17 protein-coding genes are annotated in these 15,495 nt (G+C 64.1%); 2 read left to right on the forward strand and 15 right to left on the reverse strand.

All coding sequences use genetic code 11. From position 1 onward, the window contains the following. Positions 1-17: 17 nt before the first annotated feature. From fhuF to lepB, 9 genes are all read right to left on the reverse strand, one after another. Positions 18-773 carry a siderophore-iron reductase FhuF gene (gene fhuF, locus M2267_RS05555; protein WP_429113090.1) on the reverse strand — a complete coding sequence of 252 codons (756 nt, stop codon included), beginning with the start codon at positions 771-773 and terminating at the stop codon, positions 18-20. A 217-nt stretch (positions 774-990) separates the two neighbouring features. Next, positions 991-1,485 carry an ester cyclase gene (locus tag M2267_RS05560; RefSeq protein ID WP_402319370.1) on the reverse strand — a complete coding sequence of 165 codons (495 nt, stop codon included), beginning with the start codon at positions 1,483-1,485 and terminating at the stop codon, positions 991-993. 59 nt (positions 1,486-1,544) lie between these two features. Continuing rightward, positions 1,545-2,972 (reverse strand): gamma-aminobutyraldehyde dehydrogenase, encoded by a 1,428-nt coding sequence (locus M2267_RS05565; protein WP_429113092.1) that lies wholly within the window; start codon positions 2,970-2,972, stop codon positions 1,545-1,547. Between the two features lie 24 nt (positions 2,973-2,996). Then, positions 2,997-3,809 (reverse strand): ABC transporter permease, encoded by an 813-nt coding sequence (locus M2267_RS05570; protein ID WP_429113093.1) that lies wholly within the window; start codon positions 3,807-3,809, stop codon positions 2,997-2,999. After that, positions 3,799-4,749: an ABC transporter permease gene (locus M2267_RS05575; RefSeq protein WP_429113094.1), complete on the reverse strand. Its 951-nt coding sequence runs from the start codon at positions 4,747-4,749 to the stop codon at positions 3,799-3,801. The genes M2267_RS05570 and M2267_RS05575 overlap by 11 nt, the downstream gene beginning before the upstream one ends. Beyond that, entirely contained in the window at positions 4,746-5,744 is a 999-nt protein-coding gene (locus tag M2267_RS05580) for an ABC transporter ATP-binding protein (protein ID WP_429113096.1), read from the reverse strand. The genes M2267_RS05575 and M2267_RS05580 overlap by 4 nt, the downstream gene beginning before the upstream one ends. 193 nt (positions 5,745-5,937) lie before the next feature. Then, on the reverse strand, positions 5,938-7,098 hold the full coding sequence (locus M2267_RS05585; protein WP_429113098.1) for an ABC transporter substrate-binding protein: 1,161 nt from the start codon (positions 7,096-7,098) through the stop codon (positions 5,938-5,940). Between the two features lie 183 nt (positions 7,099-7,281). Continuing rightward, positions 7,282-8,190, reverse strand: coding sequence for a LysR family transcriptional regulator (locus M2267_RS05590; RefSeq protein WP_043624663.1), 909 nt, complete (start codon positions 8,188-8,190; stop codon positions 7,282-7,284). Between the two features lie 66 nt (positions 8,191-8,256). Next, complete coding sequence (gene lepB, locus M2267_RS05595; protein WP_082006196.1) at positions 8,257-9,198, reverse strand: signal peptidase I; 942 nt, start codon at positions 9,196-9,198, stop codon at positions 8,257-8,259. A gap of 159 nt (positions 9,199-9,357) precedes the next feature. Here lepB and M2267_RS05600 point away from each other — a divergent pair, with 159 nt between their 5' ends. Next, on the forward strand, positions 9,358-10,284 hold the full coding sequence (locus M2267_RS05600; protein ID WP_429113099.1) for an alpha/beta hydrolase: 927 nt from the start codon (positions 9,358-9,360) through the stop codon (positions 10,282-10,284). A 53-nt stretch (positions 10,285-10,337) separates the two neighbouring features. On the opposite strand, the gene msrA is transcribed toward M2267_RS05600, so the two are convergent. Beyond that, positions 10,338-11,060, reverse strand: a complete 723-nt coding sequence (gene msrA, locus M2267_RS05605; protein WP_429113101.1) for a peptide-methionine (S)-S-oxide reductase MsrA — start codon at positions 11,058-11,060, stop codon at positions 10,338-10,340. Between the two features lie 157 nt (positions 11,061-11,217). Between msrA and M2267_RS05610 the strand changes: the two genes are divergently transcribed. Continuing rightward, on the forward strand, positions 11,218-11,619 hold the full coding sequence (locus M2267_RS05610; RefSeq protein ID WP_429113104.1) for an ACT domain-containing protein: 402 nt from the start codon (positions 11,218-11,220) through the stop codon (positions 11,617-11,619). Positions 11,620-11,631: 12 nt separating this feature from the next. On the opposite strand, the gene M2267_RS05615 is transcribed toward M2267_RS05610, so the two are convergent. From M2267_RS05615 to M2267_RS05635, 5 genes are all read right to left on the reverse strand, one after another. Then, positions 11,632-12,051 carry a GFA family protein gene (locus tag M2267_RS05615; RefSeq protein WP_429113106.1) on the reverse strand — a complete coding sequence of 140 codons (420 nt, stop codon included), beginning with the start codon at positions 12,049-12,051 and terminating at the stop codon, positions 11,632-11,634. 111 nt (positions 12,052-12,162) lie between these two features. After that, complete coding sequence (locus tag M2267_RS05620; protein WP_429113108.1) at positions 12,163-13,761, reverse strand: MFS transporter; 1,599 nt, start codon at positions 13,759-13,761, stop codon at positions 12,163-12,165. After that, positions 13,754-14,218, reverse strand: coding sequence for an SRPBCC family protein (locus M2267_RS05625; protein WP_192446824.1), 465 nt, complete (start codon positions 14,216-14,218; stop codon positions 13,754-13,756). The genes M2267_RS05620 and M2267_RS05625 overlap by 8 nt, the downstream gene beginning before the upstream one ends. A 162-nt stretch (positions 14,219-14,380) precedes the next feature. Then, a complete protein-coding gene (locus M2267_RS05630) occupies positions 14,381-14,947 on the reverse strand; it encodes a TetR/AcrR family transcriptional regulator (RefSeq protein ID WP_429113110.1) in 567 nt (188 codons plus the stop codon). Further along, positions 14,944-15,438, reverse strand: coding sequence for an HPP family protein (locus tag M2267_RS05635; protein ID WP_402319331.1), 495 nt, complete (start codon positions 15,436-15,438; stop codon positions 14,944-14,946). Before M2267_RS05635 ends, M2267_RS05630 begins: the two co-directional genes overlap by 4 nt. Between the last annotated feature and the right edge of the window lie 57 nt (positions 15,439-15,495).

Here is a 15,495-nt window from a genome sequence, read left to right on the forward strand (position 1 = left end):
GAAGCGGGAAGACAAACCTATTGGTTCCTTTGGCTGGGGAGGGCGCAGAGGCTGCCGCAGCTCGGGACCCCGGGCAGCAGATAGCGCAGGCAGCAGATCTTGCGCCGGCAGACACGCGCGCCGTCTTCCTCCTCGTGCCGCAGGCAATCGAAGAAGGGGTTGGGCGTGCCATCCGGCAGGGACTTGCTGCCGATCAGCGCGTCGGCCTGCGCGTTCAGCGGCTCGATGCCGGAGGCGCGCAGCGTATAGTCGATATAGACGAGCGCATTGTTCCAGGCGAGCTTCGGGGCGATGCCGCCGACGGATTTGAGGTGGCCGACGACCTCGCGCAGATGCCCCTGCATCAGGGGAGCAAGCGTCGCGAAAACGTCGCTGTCGTCTCCCTCCTGCCAATCGCCCGAGGTCGCGACGCCGAAGGCTCGGGGCAGGCCGTCCTCGGCAAGCGCCACCTTCATGCGATCGAAGGAGACGGGAAGGACATGGTGATCGAGAACGCGCGCCACCAGATAGGGGATGGTGAGGGCCGAGAAGTAATAAAGCGACCACATGGAGGCGACGGCGCGCCGGTCGCTGGCGCCGGACTTTTCCGTGTAGATATCGAGCGCCCGATCGAAGACGCCGGAGGAAAAGAAATCCGTCAACGCCACGCCGTCGGACAGTTCGTCCGCGAGCATCATCTTCTCGTTGCACCAGGCATGGGGGCCGGCAAAGGCGGCCGACAATGCCTTGGGACCACCGGTCGCCATGACCTGTTCGGAAACAGCAGCCGTCATCGCGTCACCCGCACATGGGCAAGCCCGATCGGAACTACAGCCGTAGACGAACGCCGTCCTGCAAGCATTGGACACCTTCTGAGCGTGGTCAGAAACTCATAAGGTGATCGTGTTACTCATGATTTCGTGCTGTGCAAGTCATTTATGAGTTTTATGCTCATGATTTCAGGCGCGGATGCGATGGCTGCAAGCCGGAGCCTGCAGCCATCGGGCTCGCCTATTGCATCAGGCCGAGCTGCTTGTAGAAGCCGAGCGCGTCGTAATAGTCGTTCTGGGTGGCGATCTTGCCATCCTTGACGGTGAAGACCGAGGCGCCGGTGAACTTGAAGCTCTTGTTGGTCGCAGCCGTGCCATCGGCCCAGGCACCGGAGTTGGTGCCGGAGAACTCCCATTCGAAAGAGACCTTGTCGCCGCTGGCGATCGGGTCGCCCTTCATGGTCCAGACGGCATCGGGAGCGGCGTTCAGGAAATTGTCGATGACGCCGGTCTTGGCGGCATCCTTGCCGGTCACTGGCGTGCCGACCGACGCGTCGTAATAGGTGACGTCGTCGGCAAAGTAAGATGCGGCCTTGCCTGAGTCATGGGCATTCCAGGCCGCGACATAGGCCGCGACCACATCGGGCGCCGCGTCGGCGGCAAAGGCCGCCGGCGTGAGCACGAGGGCGCTGAGGCCGAGAGCCCCAGCCGCAACAAGCAATTGACGACGGTACATCGCAAACTCCTCCCGTTTGTTTCGTTTGCATGCATTCTCCGCGTCCGGGGCGGTGAGCCTCAGCCGTGGTTGATCATGATGTGGCGAACGGCGGTGTAGTCCTCGAGCGCGTAGACCGACATGTCCTTGCCGTAGCCCGACTGCTTGACGCCGCCATGCGGCATCTCGTTGGTCAGCATGAAGTGGGTGTTGATCCAGGTGCAGCCGTATTGCAGCCGGGACGCGGCCTTCATCGCCCGGGAGATATCCTTGGTCCAGACCGAGGAGGCGAGACCGTAATCGCTGTCGTTGGCCCAGGCGACCGCATCGTCCTTGCCGGTGAAGCGGGTGACGGAGACAACCGGGCCGAAGACTTCGCGCCGCACGATCTCGTCCTCCTGTGTGGCGCCGGCCACAACCGTCGGCTGGAAGAAGAAGCCGTCGGCGCTGCCGGCGGCCCCGCCGGTAGTGATCTCGATGTGCTTCTGGTCGGCGGCGCGCTCGACGAAGCTGGCGACACGGTCGCGCTGGCGACGCGAGATCAACGGGCCGATCTCGTTTTCGGTGTCGTCGGCGAGATTGTAGCGGATGGTGGAGACGGCCGAGGTGAGGTCGGCGACGAGCTTTTCGTAGATGCCGGCCTCGGCATAGATGCGGCAGGCGGCGGTGCAGTCCTGGCCGGCGTTGTAATAGCCGAAGGTGCGGATGCCGTTGACGACCGCTTCCAGATCGGCGTCGTCATAGACGATAACAGGGGCCTTGCCGCCGAGTTCCAGATGGGTGCGCTTGACGGTCTTGGCGGCGGCCGCCAGCACCTTCTTGCCGGTGGCGATGTCGCCGGTGATCGAGACCATCGAGATCTTCGGGTGGTTGATCAGCGCGTTGCCGACGGTTTCGCCGCGGCCGGAAACGACATTGACCACGCCTTCGGGCAGGATGTCGGCGAGCACGCGGGCAAGCTTCAGCGCCGTCAGCGGCGTCTGTTCTGAGGGCTTGAACACGACGGTGTTGCCGCCGGCGATCGCCGGCGCCAGCTTCCAGGCCATCATCATCAGCGGATAGTTCCACGGCGCGATCGAGCCGACGATTCCGATCGGATCGCGGCGGATCATGGAGGTATGACCGGGCAGGTATTCGCCCGCGGTCGGCGCATGCAGGTTGCGCACGGCGCCGGCAAAGAAACGCCAGCAGTCGACGATCGCCGGAATTTCGTCGTTCCTCACCGCGTTGATCGGCTTGCCGCAGTTGAGCGCTTCAAGCGCTGCAAAGCCGTCGGCATCCTTCTCGATCGCGTCGGCGATCTTCAGGAGATAGTTGGAGCGCTCGGCCGGTGTGGTCTGCGACCAGTTGGTGAAGGCGCTCTCGGCGGCGTCGACGGCTGCCTCGACCTGGGCGTGTGAAGCTTCCGGCAGATCGACGATCTTGCCGCCCGTCCGCGGGTTCAGGATGTGTTCGTCGGCCTCGGTGCCGGCCTCGAAGCGCGATCCGATCAGCAGTTGGGTGTCCATGTCTGTTCTCCCTTGAAAGTCGAGTTACTTGCCGGCGCCGGCTATCTGGTCGCCGTCGCGGGTGAGGTAGTAGGCGCCGAGGATCGGCAGGAAGGTGACGAGCACCACGACCATGGCGACCACATTGGTCACCGGGCGCTGGCGCGGGCGGATCAGCTCTTCGAGCATCCAGATCGGCAGCGTCGATTGCTGGCCGGCGGTAAAGGTGGTGACGATCACCTCGTCGAAGGACAGCGCGAAGGCGAGCATGCCGCCGGCGAGCAGAGCCGTGCCGATGTTCGGCAGGATGATGTGGCGGAAGGTCTGGACGCCGTCGGCGCCGAGGTCCATCGAGGCCTCGATCAGCGAGCCGGAAATCCGCCGGAAGCGGGCGACCGCATTGTTGTAAACGACGACGATGCAGAAGGTCGCGTGGCCGAGAACGATGGTCCAGAAGGAGAAGGGGATGTCGGCCATCGAGAAGGCGGAGCGAAGCGCAATGCCGGTGATGATGCCGGGCAGCGCGATCGGCAGGATGACGAGCAGCGAGACCGTCTCGCGACCGAAGAAGCGCGTCTGGCTGACGGCGGCCGCACAGAGCGTGCCGAGCACCAGCGCCACGGCGGTGGCGATCGAGGCGACCTTGACGGAGAGCGTCAGCGCCGCCCAGACGTCGGGCCGGTTCCAGGCTACGGCGAACCATTGGGTCGTCAGGCCCGGCGGCGGGAACTGGTAGCTCTTTTCCTCGGTTGTAAAGGCGTAGAGGAAGATCAAGAGGATCGGCAGGTGCAGGAAGGCGAGGCCGGCGCCGGCCGCGATCTTCAGGCCCATTGGCGAGCGGTTGCGATCAGAGCGCATCGAAGGCCCCCATGCGTTTGGCGACGAAGAGATAGGCGCCCATGATGACGATCGGCACGACGGTGAAGGCGGCGGCGAGCGGAATGTTGCCGGCGGTGCCCTGCTGGGCGTAGACGGCCTGGCCGATGAAGAGGCGCGAGGAGCCGACGATCTGCGGGATGATGTAGTCACCGAGCGTCAGCGAGAAGGTGAAGATCGATCCGGCGACGATGCCGGGCAGCGCCAGCGGAAAGAGCACGAAACGGAAGGTCTGGGCCGGCGTGCCGCCGAGGTCGGATGACGCCTCGATCAGGTTGCTGGGCACACGCTCCAGCGCTGCCTGGATCGGCAGGATCATGAAGGGCAGCCAGACATAGACGAAGACGATGAAGGTGCCGGTGTAGCTGACCGAGAGCGAGTTGCCGCCGACGACCGGCAGCGCCAACCAGGCATCGAGCAGCCAGAGCAGGTGCAGCTTGCCGAAGATCCAGGTGAGGATGCCTTCCTTGGCGAGGATCAGCTTCCAGGCGTAGATCTTGACCAGATAGCTCGACCAGAGCGGCAGCATGACGCCGAGATAGAAGAGCACCTTCCATTTTCCCTGGGCGTAACGCGCCGCGTAATAGGCGATCGGGAAGGCGATGACGGCGGAAGCGACGGTCACGGTCGCGGCCATCAAGACGGTGCGCAGGATGATGTCGAGATTGGTCTCGCTCAAGAGCTGGCGATAGGTCGCGAAGGTGAACTCGTAATTGATCACCCCTGAGAAATCGTCGATCGAGAAGAAGCTCTGCAGCAGAAGCGCAAAGAGCGAACCGAGATAGACGACGCCGAGCCAGAGCAGCGGCGGCGCGAGCATCAGCGTCAGAAGCAGGTGCGGGTGACGCCAGAAGAAATCCGACAGGCGGCCGGCGGGGCCGCGGCGTTCGGGCAAGACGAGGGGTTCGGCAAAGGCGGTCATGCGTCCTCCATCGGGTGCAGCTCGTTGGCGGCAAAGCTGATGGTGACGGGGCTGCCGAGCGCGGGCACGGCAAGGGCTGCGGGGCTGGCGACCGCGACCCGGGCGCCATCGACATCGACGACGACGCGGTTGACGGCGCCGAGGAAACTATGGGCCGAGACGGTGCCCGACAGGCTGAGCGCGCCATCTACCGGCTGGGCGAGGACGATCGCCTCGGGGCGCAGGCTGGCAAAGGGTGCCTTCAGCCCGAGCCGCTGGCAGAGCTTTTGCGGCAGCACGTTGGACGAACCGACGAAGTCTGCGACGAAGCGCGTCTTCGGCTGCTTGTAGACATCTTCCGGGCTGCCGAGCTGCTGGATGCGGCCATCGTTGAAGACGGCGATGCGGTCGGCCATCGACAGGGCCTCGCCCTGGTCGTGGGTGACGAAGACGAAGGTGATGCCGAGCGATTTCTGCAGGCTCTTCAGTTCCTCCTGCATCTGCTCGCGCAGCTTCAGATCGAGCGCGCCGAGCGGCTCGTCGAGCAGCAGCACCTTGGGCTTGTTGACGAGCGCGCGGGCAAGCGCCACGCGCTGACGCTGGCCGCCGGAGAGCTGGCCGGGGCGGCGGGAGCCGTAGCCCGGGAGCTTGACCATGGCGAGCGCGTCCTCGGCCGCCTTGCGGCGTTCCTCGCGGCCGACGCCCTTGACCATCAGCCCGTAGGCGACGTTGTCGAGGATCGAGAGATGCGGGAAGAGGGCGTAGTCCTGGAAGACGGTGTTGACGCTGCGGCGATAGGGCGGCACGCCCTCGGCGGTTTCGCCGAAGATCTCGATGTGGCCACCGGTCGGCTGCTCGAAGCCGGCCATCAGGCGCAGACACGTGGTCTTGCCGGAGCCCGAGGGGCCGAGCATGGCGAAGAACTCGCCCTCGGCAATTTCGAGGTTCACGCCATCGACGGCGCGCACGGCGCCGAAGTGGCGGGAAACATTGTCGAAGAGAACGGCGGTGGTCATTTGAATGCTCCGGAAATGTGGCCCCTCATCCGCCCTGCCGGGCACCTTCTCCCCGCAGGCGGGGCGAAGGGGATGTGCGGCGGGCGTCTTGCCTCAAGTTCACGCGCTACGGTTTGGCCGGGGGCGTTCCCTCTCCCCGCGTGCGGGGAGAGGGTCAGGGTGAGGGGCAAATGCTTGCGTTAGGTCTGACGGCTCAGCGGCCGCCGATCACGCCGATGTAGTCGGAGACCCAGCGGTGATAGGGCACGCATTCGCCCTGGCTTGCGCACTTCGTCACCGGCGTCTTCCAGAACTTGACCTTGTCGAAGTCCTCGTAGCCGTTGGTCTTGCAGCCGGCATCGGTCAGGAGTTCGTTGCCCTTGCAGGCCGCACCGACCGACGGGTTGGCGCCGAACCAGGCGGAGACGTCACCCTGGACCTTCGGCGACAGCGAGTGCTCCATCCACATATAGGCGCAGTTCGGATGCTGGCTTTCGGCATGCAGCATGGTCGTGTCGGCCCATCCTGTCACGCCTTCTTCCGGAATGGTCGAGGCGATCGGCAGCTTCTCGGCTTCCATCAGGTTGACCTGGAACGGCCAGGAGCCGGAGGCGACGACGCCTTCGTTCTTGAAGTCGTCGATCTGGATCATCGCGTCGTGCCAGTAGCGGCCGACGATCTTGCGCTGGCCGCGCAGCAGCTCAAGCGCTGCCTTGTACTGGTCTTCGTTGAGCTCGTAGGGGTCCTTGATGCCGAGTTCCGGCTTGTGCGCCATCAGGTAGTTGGCAGCGTCGGCCACGTGGATCGGGCCGTCATAGGCCTGGACGCGGCCCTTGTTGGACTTGCCGTCGGGCAGGTTCATTTCCTCGAAGACAACGTTCCAGCTCTTCGGTGCTTCGCCCTTGAAGGCATCCTTGTTGTACATCAGCACGTTCGGGCCCCAGACGTAAGGGGTGCCGTAGTGAACGCCGTTGACCGTGTACCAGGGCGCGTTCTGCATGCGCTCGTCGATGGTCTTCCAGCTGGGGATGAGGTCGGTGTTGATCGGCTGGACGCGCTTGCCGGCGACGAGGCGGAGCGACGCGTCGCCCGAGGCGGTGACGAGGTCGAAGCCGCCTTCGTTCATCAGCGCCACCATTTCGTCCGAGGTGGCGGCAGTCTTGACCGAGACCTTGCAGCCCGTTTGCTTTTCGAAATCCGTGACCCAGTCATAGGCCTTGTCAGTCTCGCCGCGCTCGATGTAGCCGGCCCAGGCGACGATAGAGAGTTCGCCTTCACCCTTGCCGAGTTCCTTCAGCGGCTCCTGCGCGAATGCCGGGGCGACAAGGCCGAGCGACAGGGTCAATGCCGTGCAGGATTTGAGCATCTGCTTCATCTGAATTCTCCCAGTTTTGAGCCGCGTTTTGCGGCTTCGTTCCCAGGATGAAGCGTGCCTTCATTTCACCGTATTCGCAAATTCATTAAACAGAATGTCGCTTTCGGTTTTTCCGATATCTATAGTCGGGAGGCACGCCAAAGGTGTGGTCAGTGGCGGGAGAAGGTTAATAAATCCAGGGAATTAGCGCGGCCTGGCGCTTCGGAGCGCCTCGGCGATGCCGACGAAATCGCGCGCCGATTGTGGCAGGCCGGAACCCTTGCGCCAGACCATGCCGACCTGCACGACGGGAAGGGCGCCGGAGACGTCCCGGCTTTCGATGCGGTCGCCTTCCAGCGACCAGGGGCGATAGACGAGGTCGGGAAGGAGCGCGATGCCGGCGCCGGTCGCGACCAGACTGCGCACCGCCTCCACCGAGCGGGTGCGGAATGCTACGTGCGGACGGGCTCCGAGCGCGGTTAGAAGCTTGCCGGTGTTCTCCTCGATTTCGTCGACTGTCAGCATGATCAGCGGTTCCTTGGCGATATCGCTGACAGAGATGATATCGGCGCTGACGAGCGGATGGCCGATCGGCAGCCACAGGCGATAGGGCGAGGTCTCGAGGATTTCCGCCTGCAGCGCCATGCGGTCGCGCAGATTGGAGATGACCATGACGGCAACGTCGAGCTCGCCGCCGATCAGGAGATGTTCGAGATAGGAGCCGTTGTCCTCGATGGCGCTGACTTCCACGCCGGGGCAGGCGCGGCGATAGCGGGCGAGCAGATCGGAAAGCACGTAGCCGGCAACCAGCGAAGTGACGCCGAGGTTGAGCTTGCCGCCGGTTTCCTCGCGGCTGTCGGAGAAACTCCGACGGGCGTCGGAGACATTGGAGAGGATCTTGGTGGCGTGGCGCAGGAACTGGTGGCCGTTATGGGTGATCGACAGGCCGCGCGGGTGCCGGTCGAAGAGTTCGACGCCGAGATCGCCTTCAAGCTCCTTGATCGCCTCGGTGATCGAGGATTGCGAGATCGACAGGTTCTGCGCCGCGCGGGTGATCGACCCCTGTTCGGCGACGGCGACGAAATACTGCAACTGTCTGAAAGTGAAGGCCATGGCGCGAGTTAATAGGTGTGGGGCGCGGCTGGCAAGCCGTTGCCGCGCCGCCGCTGTCTGCCCGGATTAGTTCACCTTTCGAAAGGCGTCGAAACCACTGCGTTTGTTGTAGAGAACCAGAACGGCTTTCCCGAAAATGTTCTCCTCCGGAACAAAGCCGACATCGTGCCGGCTGTCGGCACTTCGGTTCCTGTTGTCGCCAAGCATGAAGTAGTGGCCGTCTGGAACGGTGAATTCCTGGGTGTCGGAGACGGGCGTGTCTTCGGCCATTCGGTGAAAGCGGTCGCCGGACAGCCTTTCGCTGTAGATTGTAAAGTCACCGCCCTGATCGTCCGGATTGTGTTGTACCTCGACCTGCTCCTTCGGCGTCGGTTCGCCGTTGATGTAGAGAGTACCGCCCCTGTATTGAACGCTGTCGCCGGGCAAACCGACGACCCGCTTGACATAGGGGAGCTCCGGCTGCGGCGGGAAGGCGAAGACGACCACGTCGCCGCGTTCCGGCGCGCTCGCAAGTACCTTCGATTTCAGTCCGATGCTGAAAGGGAACGAGAACTTGCCGTAGCCATAGGCGTATTTGCTTGCGACCACATAGTCGCCGCTACGGATCGTCGGGTACATCGAAGATGCCGCTGTGCCGAAGGACTGGAACAAGAGCGACGTGAAGGCAATTGGCGCGACGAGGAAGATCAGGGCGAGGCCGTACCAACGTGCATACCAGGGAAAGCTCTGGCCAGGCGAAATGCCGCGAGCCAGCTGATAGCCGTGGTTTGATCCGAAGCAACGGAAGGCAACCAGCGCGAGATCGGCAAGCCACGTCGCGTCATGGGTACTCGTCGCTGCGGCAATCGCCCAGGAGGCGCCGAAGTACAGTGCGACCTCCGCAATGAAGTATGCCAGGGCGAGCTTCCAACGCCCAAGATAGGCCATCATCAGCGCTGGCGCGGCGAAGAAGCCGATCAATGCGGCGCAAACAGGATGGCGATTGCGAAAGGCCTGCAATACTTTCATGGAGACACCACGGGAGAGAGAATCGGAGCGGATTGTAGGTAGGAGGCCTAAATCAGTAATTGTAGGGGGTGGTGTTATCAACCCCGCAAATTCTGAGCCGACCTGCTCGCGTGACGACCTGAATGCCAGTGATACCGCTTGATCGAGCGAGGACGTGAAATGGACAACAGGGCAAGCGCCAAACCCATGCCGAGCGAGCCCGGCATCCTCGCTTTCCACCGCCGCTGCGAGGACTTCTATCCGGCCGATGCGGTCGATGCCCCGATCGAACAGCAGCGCAAATGGTATGACGCGCTCTGCGCCGAATTCGATGCGCCGAGCCCGAAAGGGCTCACCCGCGAAGACACACTTGTCAATGGTCTCATTCCGATCCGGCACTACACGCCGGCCACGGTATCGACCGAGACGCGCATCTACTACATCCACGGCGGCGGCTTTGTCGTCGGCTCGCTCGACAGCCATGATTCGATCTGCGCCGAGCTCTCCGATTTCGCCCACGCCGAACTGGTTTCGGTCGATTATCGCCTGGCCCCGGAGCATGTCTGGCCGGCCGCGTTCGACGATTGCTACGCGGTGCTGAAGGAATTGCTGTCCGATGGCTGTCCTGTTGTCGTTGCCGGCGACAGCGCCGGCGGCAACCTGACGGCGGGCATTGTTCTGAAGGCTCGGGCGGAAGGTCTCAAGGGCATTGTCGGCCAGGCGCTGATCTATCCGGGCCTTGGCGGCGATCTCGTCTCGGGATCTTACGAGGAAATGGCCGAGGCGCCGGGGCTGACGACCGCCGATGTCAGCTACTATCGCGATATCCTGAAGGCGCCGGCTGACAATCCTTTCGCCGCCCCCTTGGCCGAAACGGACCTTTCCGGCCTGCCGCCGAGCTACATCACCGGCGCCTTCTTCGATCCCTTGCGCGACGATGCGCGTCGCTATGCGGCGCGGCTTGCCGCCGCCGGCGTCAACGTCACCTTCCGCGAGGAACCGCAGATGATCCATGCCTGGCTCAGGGCGCGGCACATGAGCGAGGGCGCGCGGGACGGCTTCCGCCGGCTGGCGGAAGGGGTGGCTGTTCTCGTCGGGACGCGCTGACGCGCTGGCATCGGGCGCGGCAACGCCGAACCGTCGTGTCGGCTGGAACGGCCCTAGCTCTTCGCCTTGAACACCAGCACCGGATTTGCCTGGAAAGCGTCAGGGAACAGGGTTCTCAGGTTCTCGATCTTCGGCAAGTCGTTATAGACGATGTAGGGATGGGTCGGGTTTCGGGTCAGGAAATCCTGATGGTAGTCCTCGGCGGCGTAGAATCCCTTGAACGGCGAGACCTGCGTGACGATCCTCGCCGGGAAGGCGCCAGACTTGCCGAGCTGGTCTATATAGGCATCGGCGATCCGCTTCTGTTCATCCGTGACGGCAAAGAGCGCCGAGCGATACTGGGGACCATGATCCGGTCCCTGATAGTTGAGCTGGGTCGGATTGTGGGCGACGGAGAAGAACACCTGCAGCAGCCGGCCATAGGTCACTTCGCGTGGATCGAAGGTCACTTCCACCGATTCCGCGTGGCCGGTCTTGCCGCCGCTCACCGTCTCGTAGTCGGCGGTTGCCGCCGTGCCGCCGGCATAGCCGGAGACGGCCTTCTTCACGCCTTTGAGGTGCTGGAAGACGCCCTGAACGCCCCAGAAGCAGCCGCCGGCGAAGACGGCGATTTCCGTCGATGCGGATGATTTCTCGTCTAGCGAAGGCGGCGGAATGACGACGGCCGGTTCCTGGGCGGCGGCGATCGGCGCCGATGCCATCAGCGCGGCAAAGACTGCCGCTACCAGGTTCATGAAAGGTCTGCCTGCGATCTGTGCCGACTTGCTGCGCGCCATCGCGTCCTCCCATCGTCCGGCTTCAGCGCCGGGCGTTCGATGACCTCATGTTTTCATGGGATTGGCAACGGTCAAATCGCGATCGCGTGCTTCACGCCAACGTGACGATCCGATACCAGTGGGCAAGCACGAGGCGCCGAGAACAGGGGACGATGTCATGGTTGGAGAAACGGATCTCGCGAAACTGCTTTCGACGATGAGCCCGGTGCTGTTTCCGCAGACCTATGTCTATTGCACCGTCGCCTATCGGGACGCGGCGCGCTATGAGGCGCTGGAGCCGCTTGCCACTTATCGCGAGGACGAAGGGCTGACGCTGGTCGTTACCCGCGCTGCCGCCGACGGGGCGGGGCTCGGCTACGGCCCGTTGCTGCGCCGCATCACGCTCAACGTGCACTCGGCGCTCGAGGCCGTCGGCCTGACGGCGGCCGTTTCTGCGGCGCTGACGCGCGAAGGCATCAGCGCCAATGTGATCGCCGCCTATTACCACGACCATATCTTCGTGCCGGAAGCGGATGCCGAGCGGGCGCTCGATGCGCTCCGGGCGCTGACCGTCGCCTGACAGGCGCCACGCTTACATGAAGCGCGTGTCGGCGGGCGTGTTGAAGTGGTCGTCGTCGCGGCCGTTTTCATAGATGATCGGCGCCGCAGCGAGTTCCGCGTCGCTGACGCCATCGAGACAGGCGACATTGACCGCGTAGAAGTGGCCGATGAAATCCTTGTGGTAGCCGCGCGAAAAGGGCCGGACACCGCAGCGGCTGCAAAAGTAGTGATCGACGTCGCCTTCGATCCAGCTCGAACTGTCGGCCCGGTAGCTCGTCAGCCGGTCCTTGCCTGTGGTGATCTCGAATTCTTCGCGCAGCGCGAAGGCCTTCTGCATCCGCGTCTTGGCGCAGAAGGAGCAGTTGCAGCGGCGGATGCCCTCGGCAAGATCGAGCTGGCCTTCGAAGGTGACAGCCTTGCAATGGCAGCTGCCGCGATAGAGCTTCTTCATCGGTTTCCTCCCTGGGGTTGGGCGCAGATCACCATCCGCCGGCCGAGGCCGGTGGCGCTTGAGATTTGCGCTACTTTGCGTTTCCGGCCTGGCGCCTGGCGCCGGGCACCGTTAACCGGCGTTGCCCGAAGGCGCCGGCTGATCGGCGGCCACCTGCGCCTTGCCGTCACCGTCATCGCTGGCCTTGCGCAGGAGCAGGAAGGCGATGAGTGCGGTGCCGAGCGATAGCAGCACGCAGATCGAGGCGGTGAAGGCGAAGGACTGGGTGAAGACGTCGCGCGCCGCCGTCAGCAGCCGTTCGGCCTCTGCAGGTGGCAGGTCGGCAGCCACGGCGACAGCTCCGCCGAGTGTCTGGCGGGCGGCGGCAACGGTTTCCTCCGGCAGGCCGGTGACCACCAGCTGGTCCATGCGGCCGCGATAGGCCGAGGTCAAAAGGCTTCCGAGCACGGCAATGCCGAGCGCGCCGCCGAATTCGAAGCTGGTCTCGGAGATGGCGGACGCTGCACCGGCGCGCTCCGGTGGTGCCGAGCCGACGATCATGTCGGTCGTCAGCGTGCCGACCGGGGCAAAGCCGAGGCAGAGCACGACGAGGCCGGTCGTCACCAGCAGCGGGCTGCTTTCGGTGCCGACCTGGGTGCAGATGGCAAAGCCGATCGCCGTCAGCACGAAGCCCGCTGCAATCAGGTTTGAGGCGGCAAAACGGGTGGCAAGCATCGGCACGGTCATCGACGCGACGATCATTGCCACGCCCGTCGGCACGGACCAGAGACCGGCGACGAAGGGGGTGAGCCCGAGCACCAGCTGCAGGTACTGCGCCACGAACAGGAAGGCGCCGAAGCCGACGAACAGGCCGAGAATGTTGACGCCAAGGGCGGCGCTGAAGGCCGGCGTCCTGAACAGCGCCAGGTCGATCAGCGGGTCGGCGAGACGGAGCTGGCGCCGCGCAAACAGGATCGCGACGACGATGCCGAGCAGGATGAAGAAGGCCGCGATCGTATCGAAGCCGGCCTCGGCAACATGCTTCATGCCGTAGATCACCGAAAGCACGGCGACGAGCGACTGGGCGGCGCTGACGAGGTCGATCCGGCCGGCCTCGGGATCGCGGAATTCCGGCAGGAGGATCGGGCCGAGAATGAGGATCAGCACCATGACCGGCACGGCGAGCAGGAAGACCGAGCCCCACCAGAACTGCGACAGCATCAGCCCGCCGACCACGGGGCCGATGGCGCCGCCGGCCGAGAAACTGGCGATCCACACCCCGATCGCAAAGGTGCGCTGGCGATCGTCGAGGAACATGTTGCGGATGAGCGAGAGGGTGGAGGGCGCAAGGGTTGCCGCCGCCACGCCGAGCACGGCACGCGCGATGATCAGCGTCTCGGCATTCCAGGCAAAGGCGGCGAAGATCGACGCGAGGCCAAAGGCGACAGAGCCGATCATCAGCAGCCGCCGGCGGCCGATGCGGTCGCCGAGCGTGCCCATGGTGATCAGCGAGCCTGCGACCATGAAGCCGTAGATATCGATGATCCAGAGAAGCTGGGCGGCCGAGGGCTTGAGCTGTTCGGCAAGCTGCGGGACGGCGAGGTTCAGCACCGTCAGGTCCATGGAATAGAGCATGCAGGGCAGCGCCAGTACGGCGAGCCCGATCCATTCGCGCCGGGTCGCCTTCGGACCGGGCGCGTTTTCGGTTTCAAAGTTCGAAAGCTCAGACATGGTCGACGTAATCCCTGAGCCGCTCGAGGCACTCGCCCCAGCCATCCTGGTGCGAGTCGCGCTCTTCGACGGTCTCGAATGGTGTTTGCTGGAAGGTGAGCCGCGTCTTGCCGCCGATATCGGCAAAGGAAACGGTGATCAGCGTGTCGCTGCCGGGCTCGCCGTCTTCATCCCATGCGAAGGTGAAGACCAGCTTCTCGGGCGCGCGCACTTCGCGAAAGATGCCGCTCATCCAATAGTCCTGGCCTTCGGGCGAACGGATGCAGGCGCGCCACGCGCCGCCCGGACGGAAGTCCATGTTGACCGAATGCGGCGTGAAGTCCCGCGGGCCCCACCAGCGCAACAGGTGCTCCGGTGTCGACCAGACCTTGAAGACGAGGTTTATCGGCGCCTCGAAGTCGCGCACGATTTCCAAGCTGATATCCTTGCGTGCTGCGTTTGCGGTCGCCGCTGTCATGAATCCTCCTCCTCTGAGCGCCCCAATGCGCCCAGTCTTTAACCGTAGAGTTATTTAACTCATCGGTTAATATCCGGGCGCAGAGGCGATTGTCAAGGCTGGCTCAAGCGACGATCTGATTTTTGTCAATTTGGGCGAGGGGAGGAAGCCTGGTCGCCTGCTTTACGATGATACCGTAAGGCACCGCGCCTTGAGGCGGGTCAGCACCCGGCCGAAGGCACCGGGGTCCTCGAGGCTTCGCGCAAGGATCAGCGCGCCCTGGATGCCGCCGACGATTTCCTCGGCAAGGCCGTCGCACTCGGCAGCGGGCGTGCCGGCGCGTTCAAGGGTGACGGAAAGATCGGCGCGCCAGTCGGAGAAATAGCGGTTGAGTTCGCGGGCGAAGCGGTCGTGCGCGCCGCTGGTCGCGATCACCCCCATCAGGCAGAGGCGTCTGCCCTGGCGGAAGTAGCCGTCGACGCCGGCAAACATCGCGTCCAGCGCCGCGGCGGGATCTTCGGCATTGCGCAGCGGCTCGAAGATGTGCGTGCGGAACCAGGCGGAGATATCGCCAAGCACGGCCTCGGCCATCTCCTCCTTCCCGCTCGGGAAGAAGTGGTAGAGGCTGCCTTTGCCAAGCCCGGTCTTCTCGGTGATCAGGCTGAGGCTGGTGCCGTCGTAACCGTGCTCGCGGAAGATTTCCGCAAGCATGGAGATGACGTCCTTTCGCTCCGTGACGACGCGGCTCATGCGGGTTTCCTCGCCAGCGGATACTCGACCTTGGCGAAGCGGTGGAACAGCGCGCCAACGGCGACGAGAATAAGCGAGCCGGTCAGCACCGGGAAGAGCAGGAATTCGAAGCCGGGATCGGCGGCAAAGACGACGAGCGGGTTAGCGCCGGCCGGCGGATGGGTGATGCGCAACGCCGCCATCAGCGCGATCGCCGCACCGACGGCGATGGCGACCGCCCACCACTCGTTCGGAAAGACTGACCTGAGGACCAGGCCGACGAGCGTGGCGACGAAGTGGCCGCCGACGACGTTCGCCGGTTGCGACAGCGGGCTTGCCGTGACGGAGAAGATCAGCACGCAGCTGGCGCCGAAGGGCGCCATCAGCATGGGGTGGCCGACAAGGCCTGTCAGCGCGCCGACGGCGGCGATGGCGACGAGGCCGCCGATGCCGGCAATCAGGCCGCGGTTGATATGAACGGGAGGCTGATGACGCGAGAAGAAATGGCGCATTTGTGTACCAATCGGTCAAGTGTTTACCGATTGGTACAATGATGTGCCGACGATGTC

Source organism: Ensifer sp. KUDG1 (assembly GCF_050434285.1).
Classification (GTDB): domain Bacteria; phylum Pseudomonadota; class Alphaproteobacteria; order Rhizobiales; family Rhizobiaceae; genus Ensifer.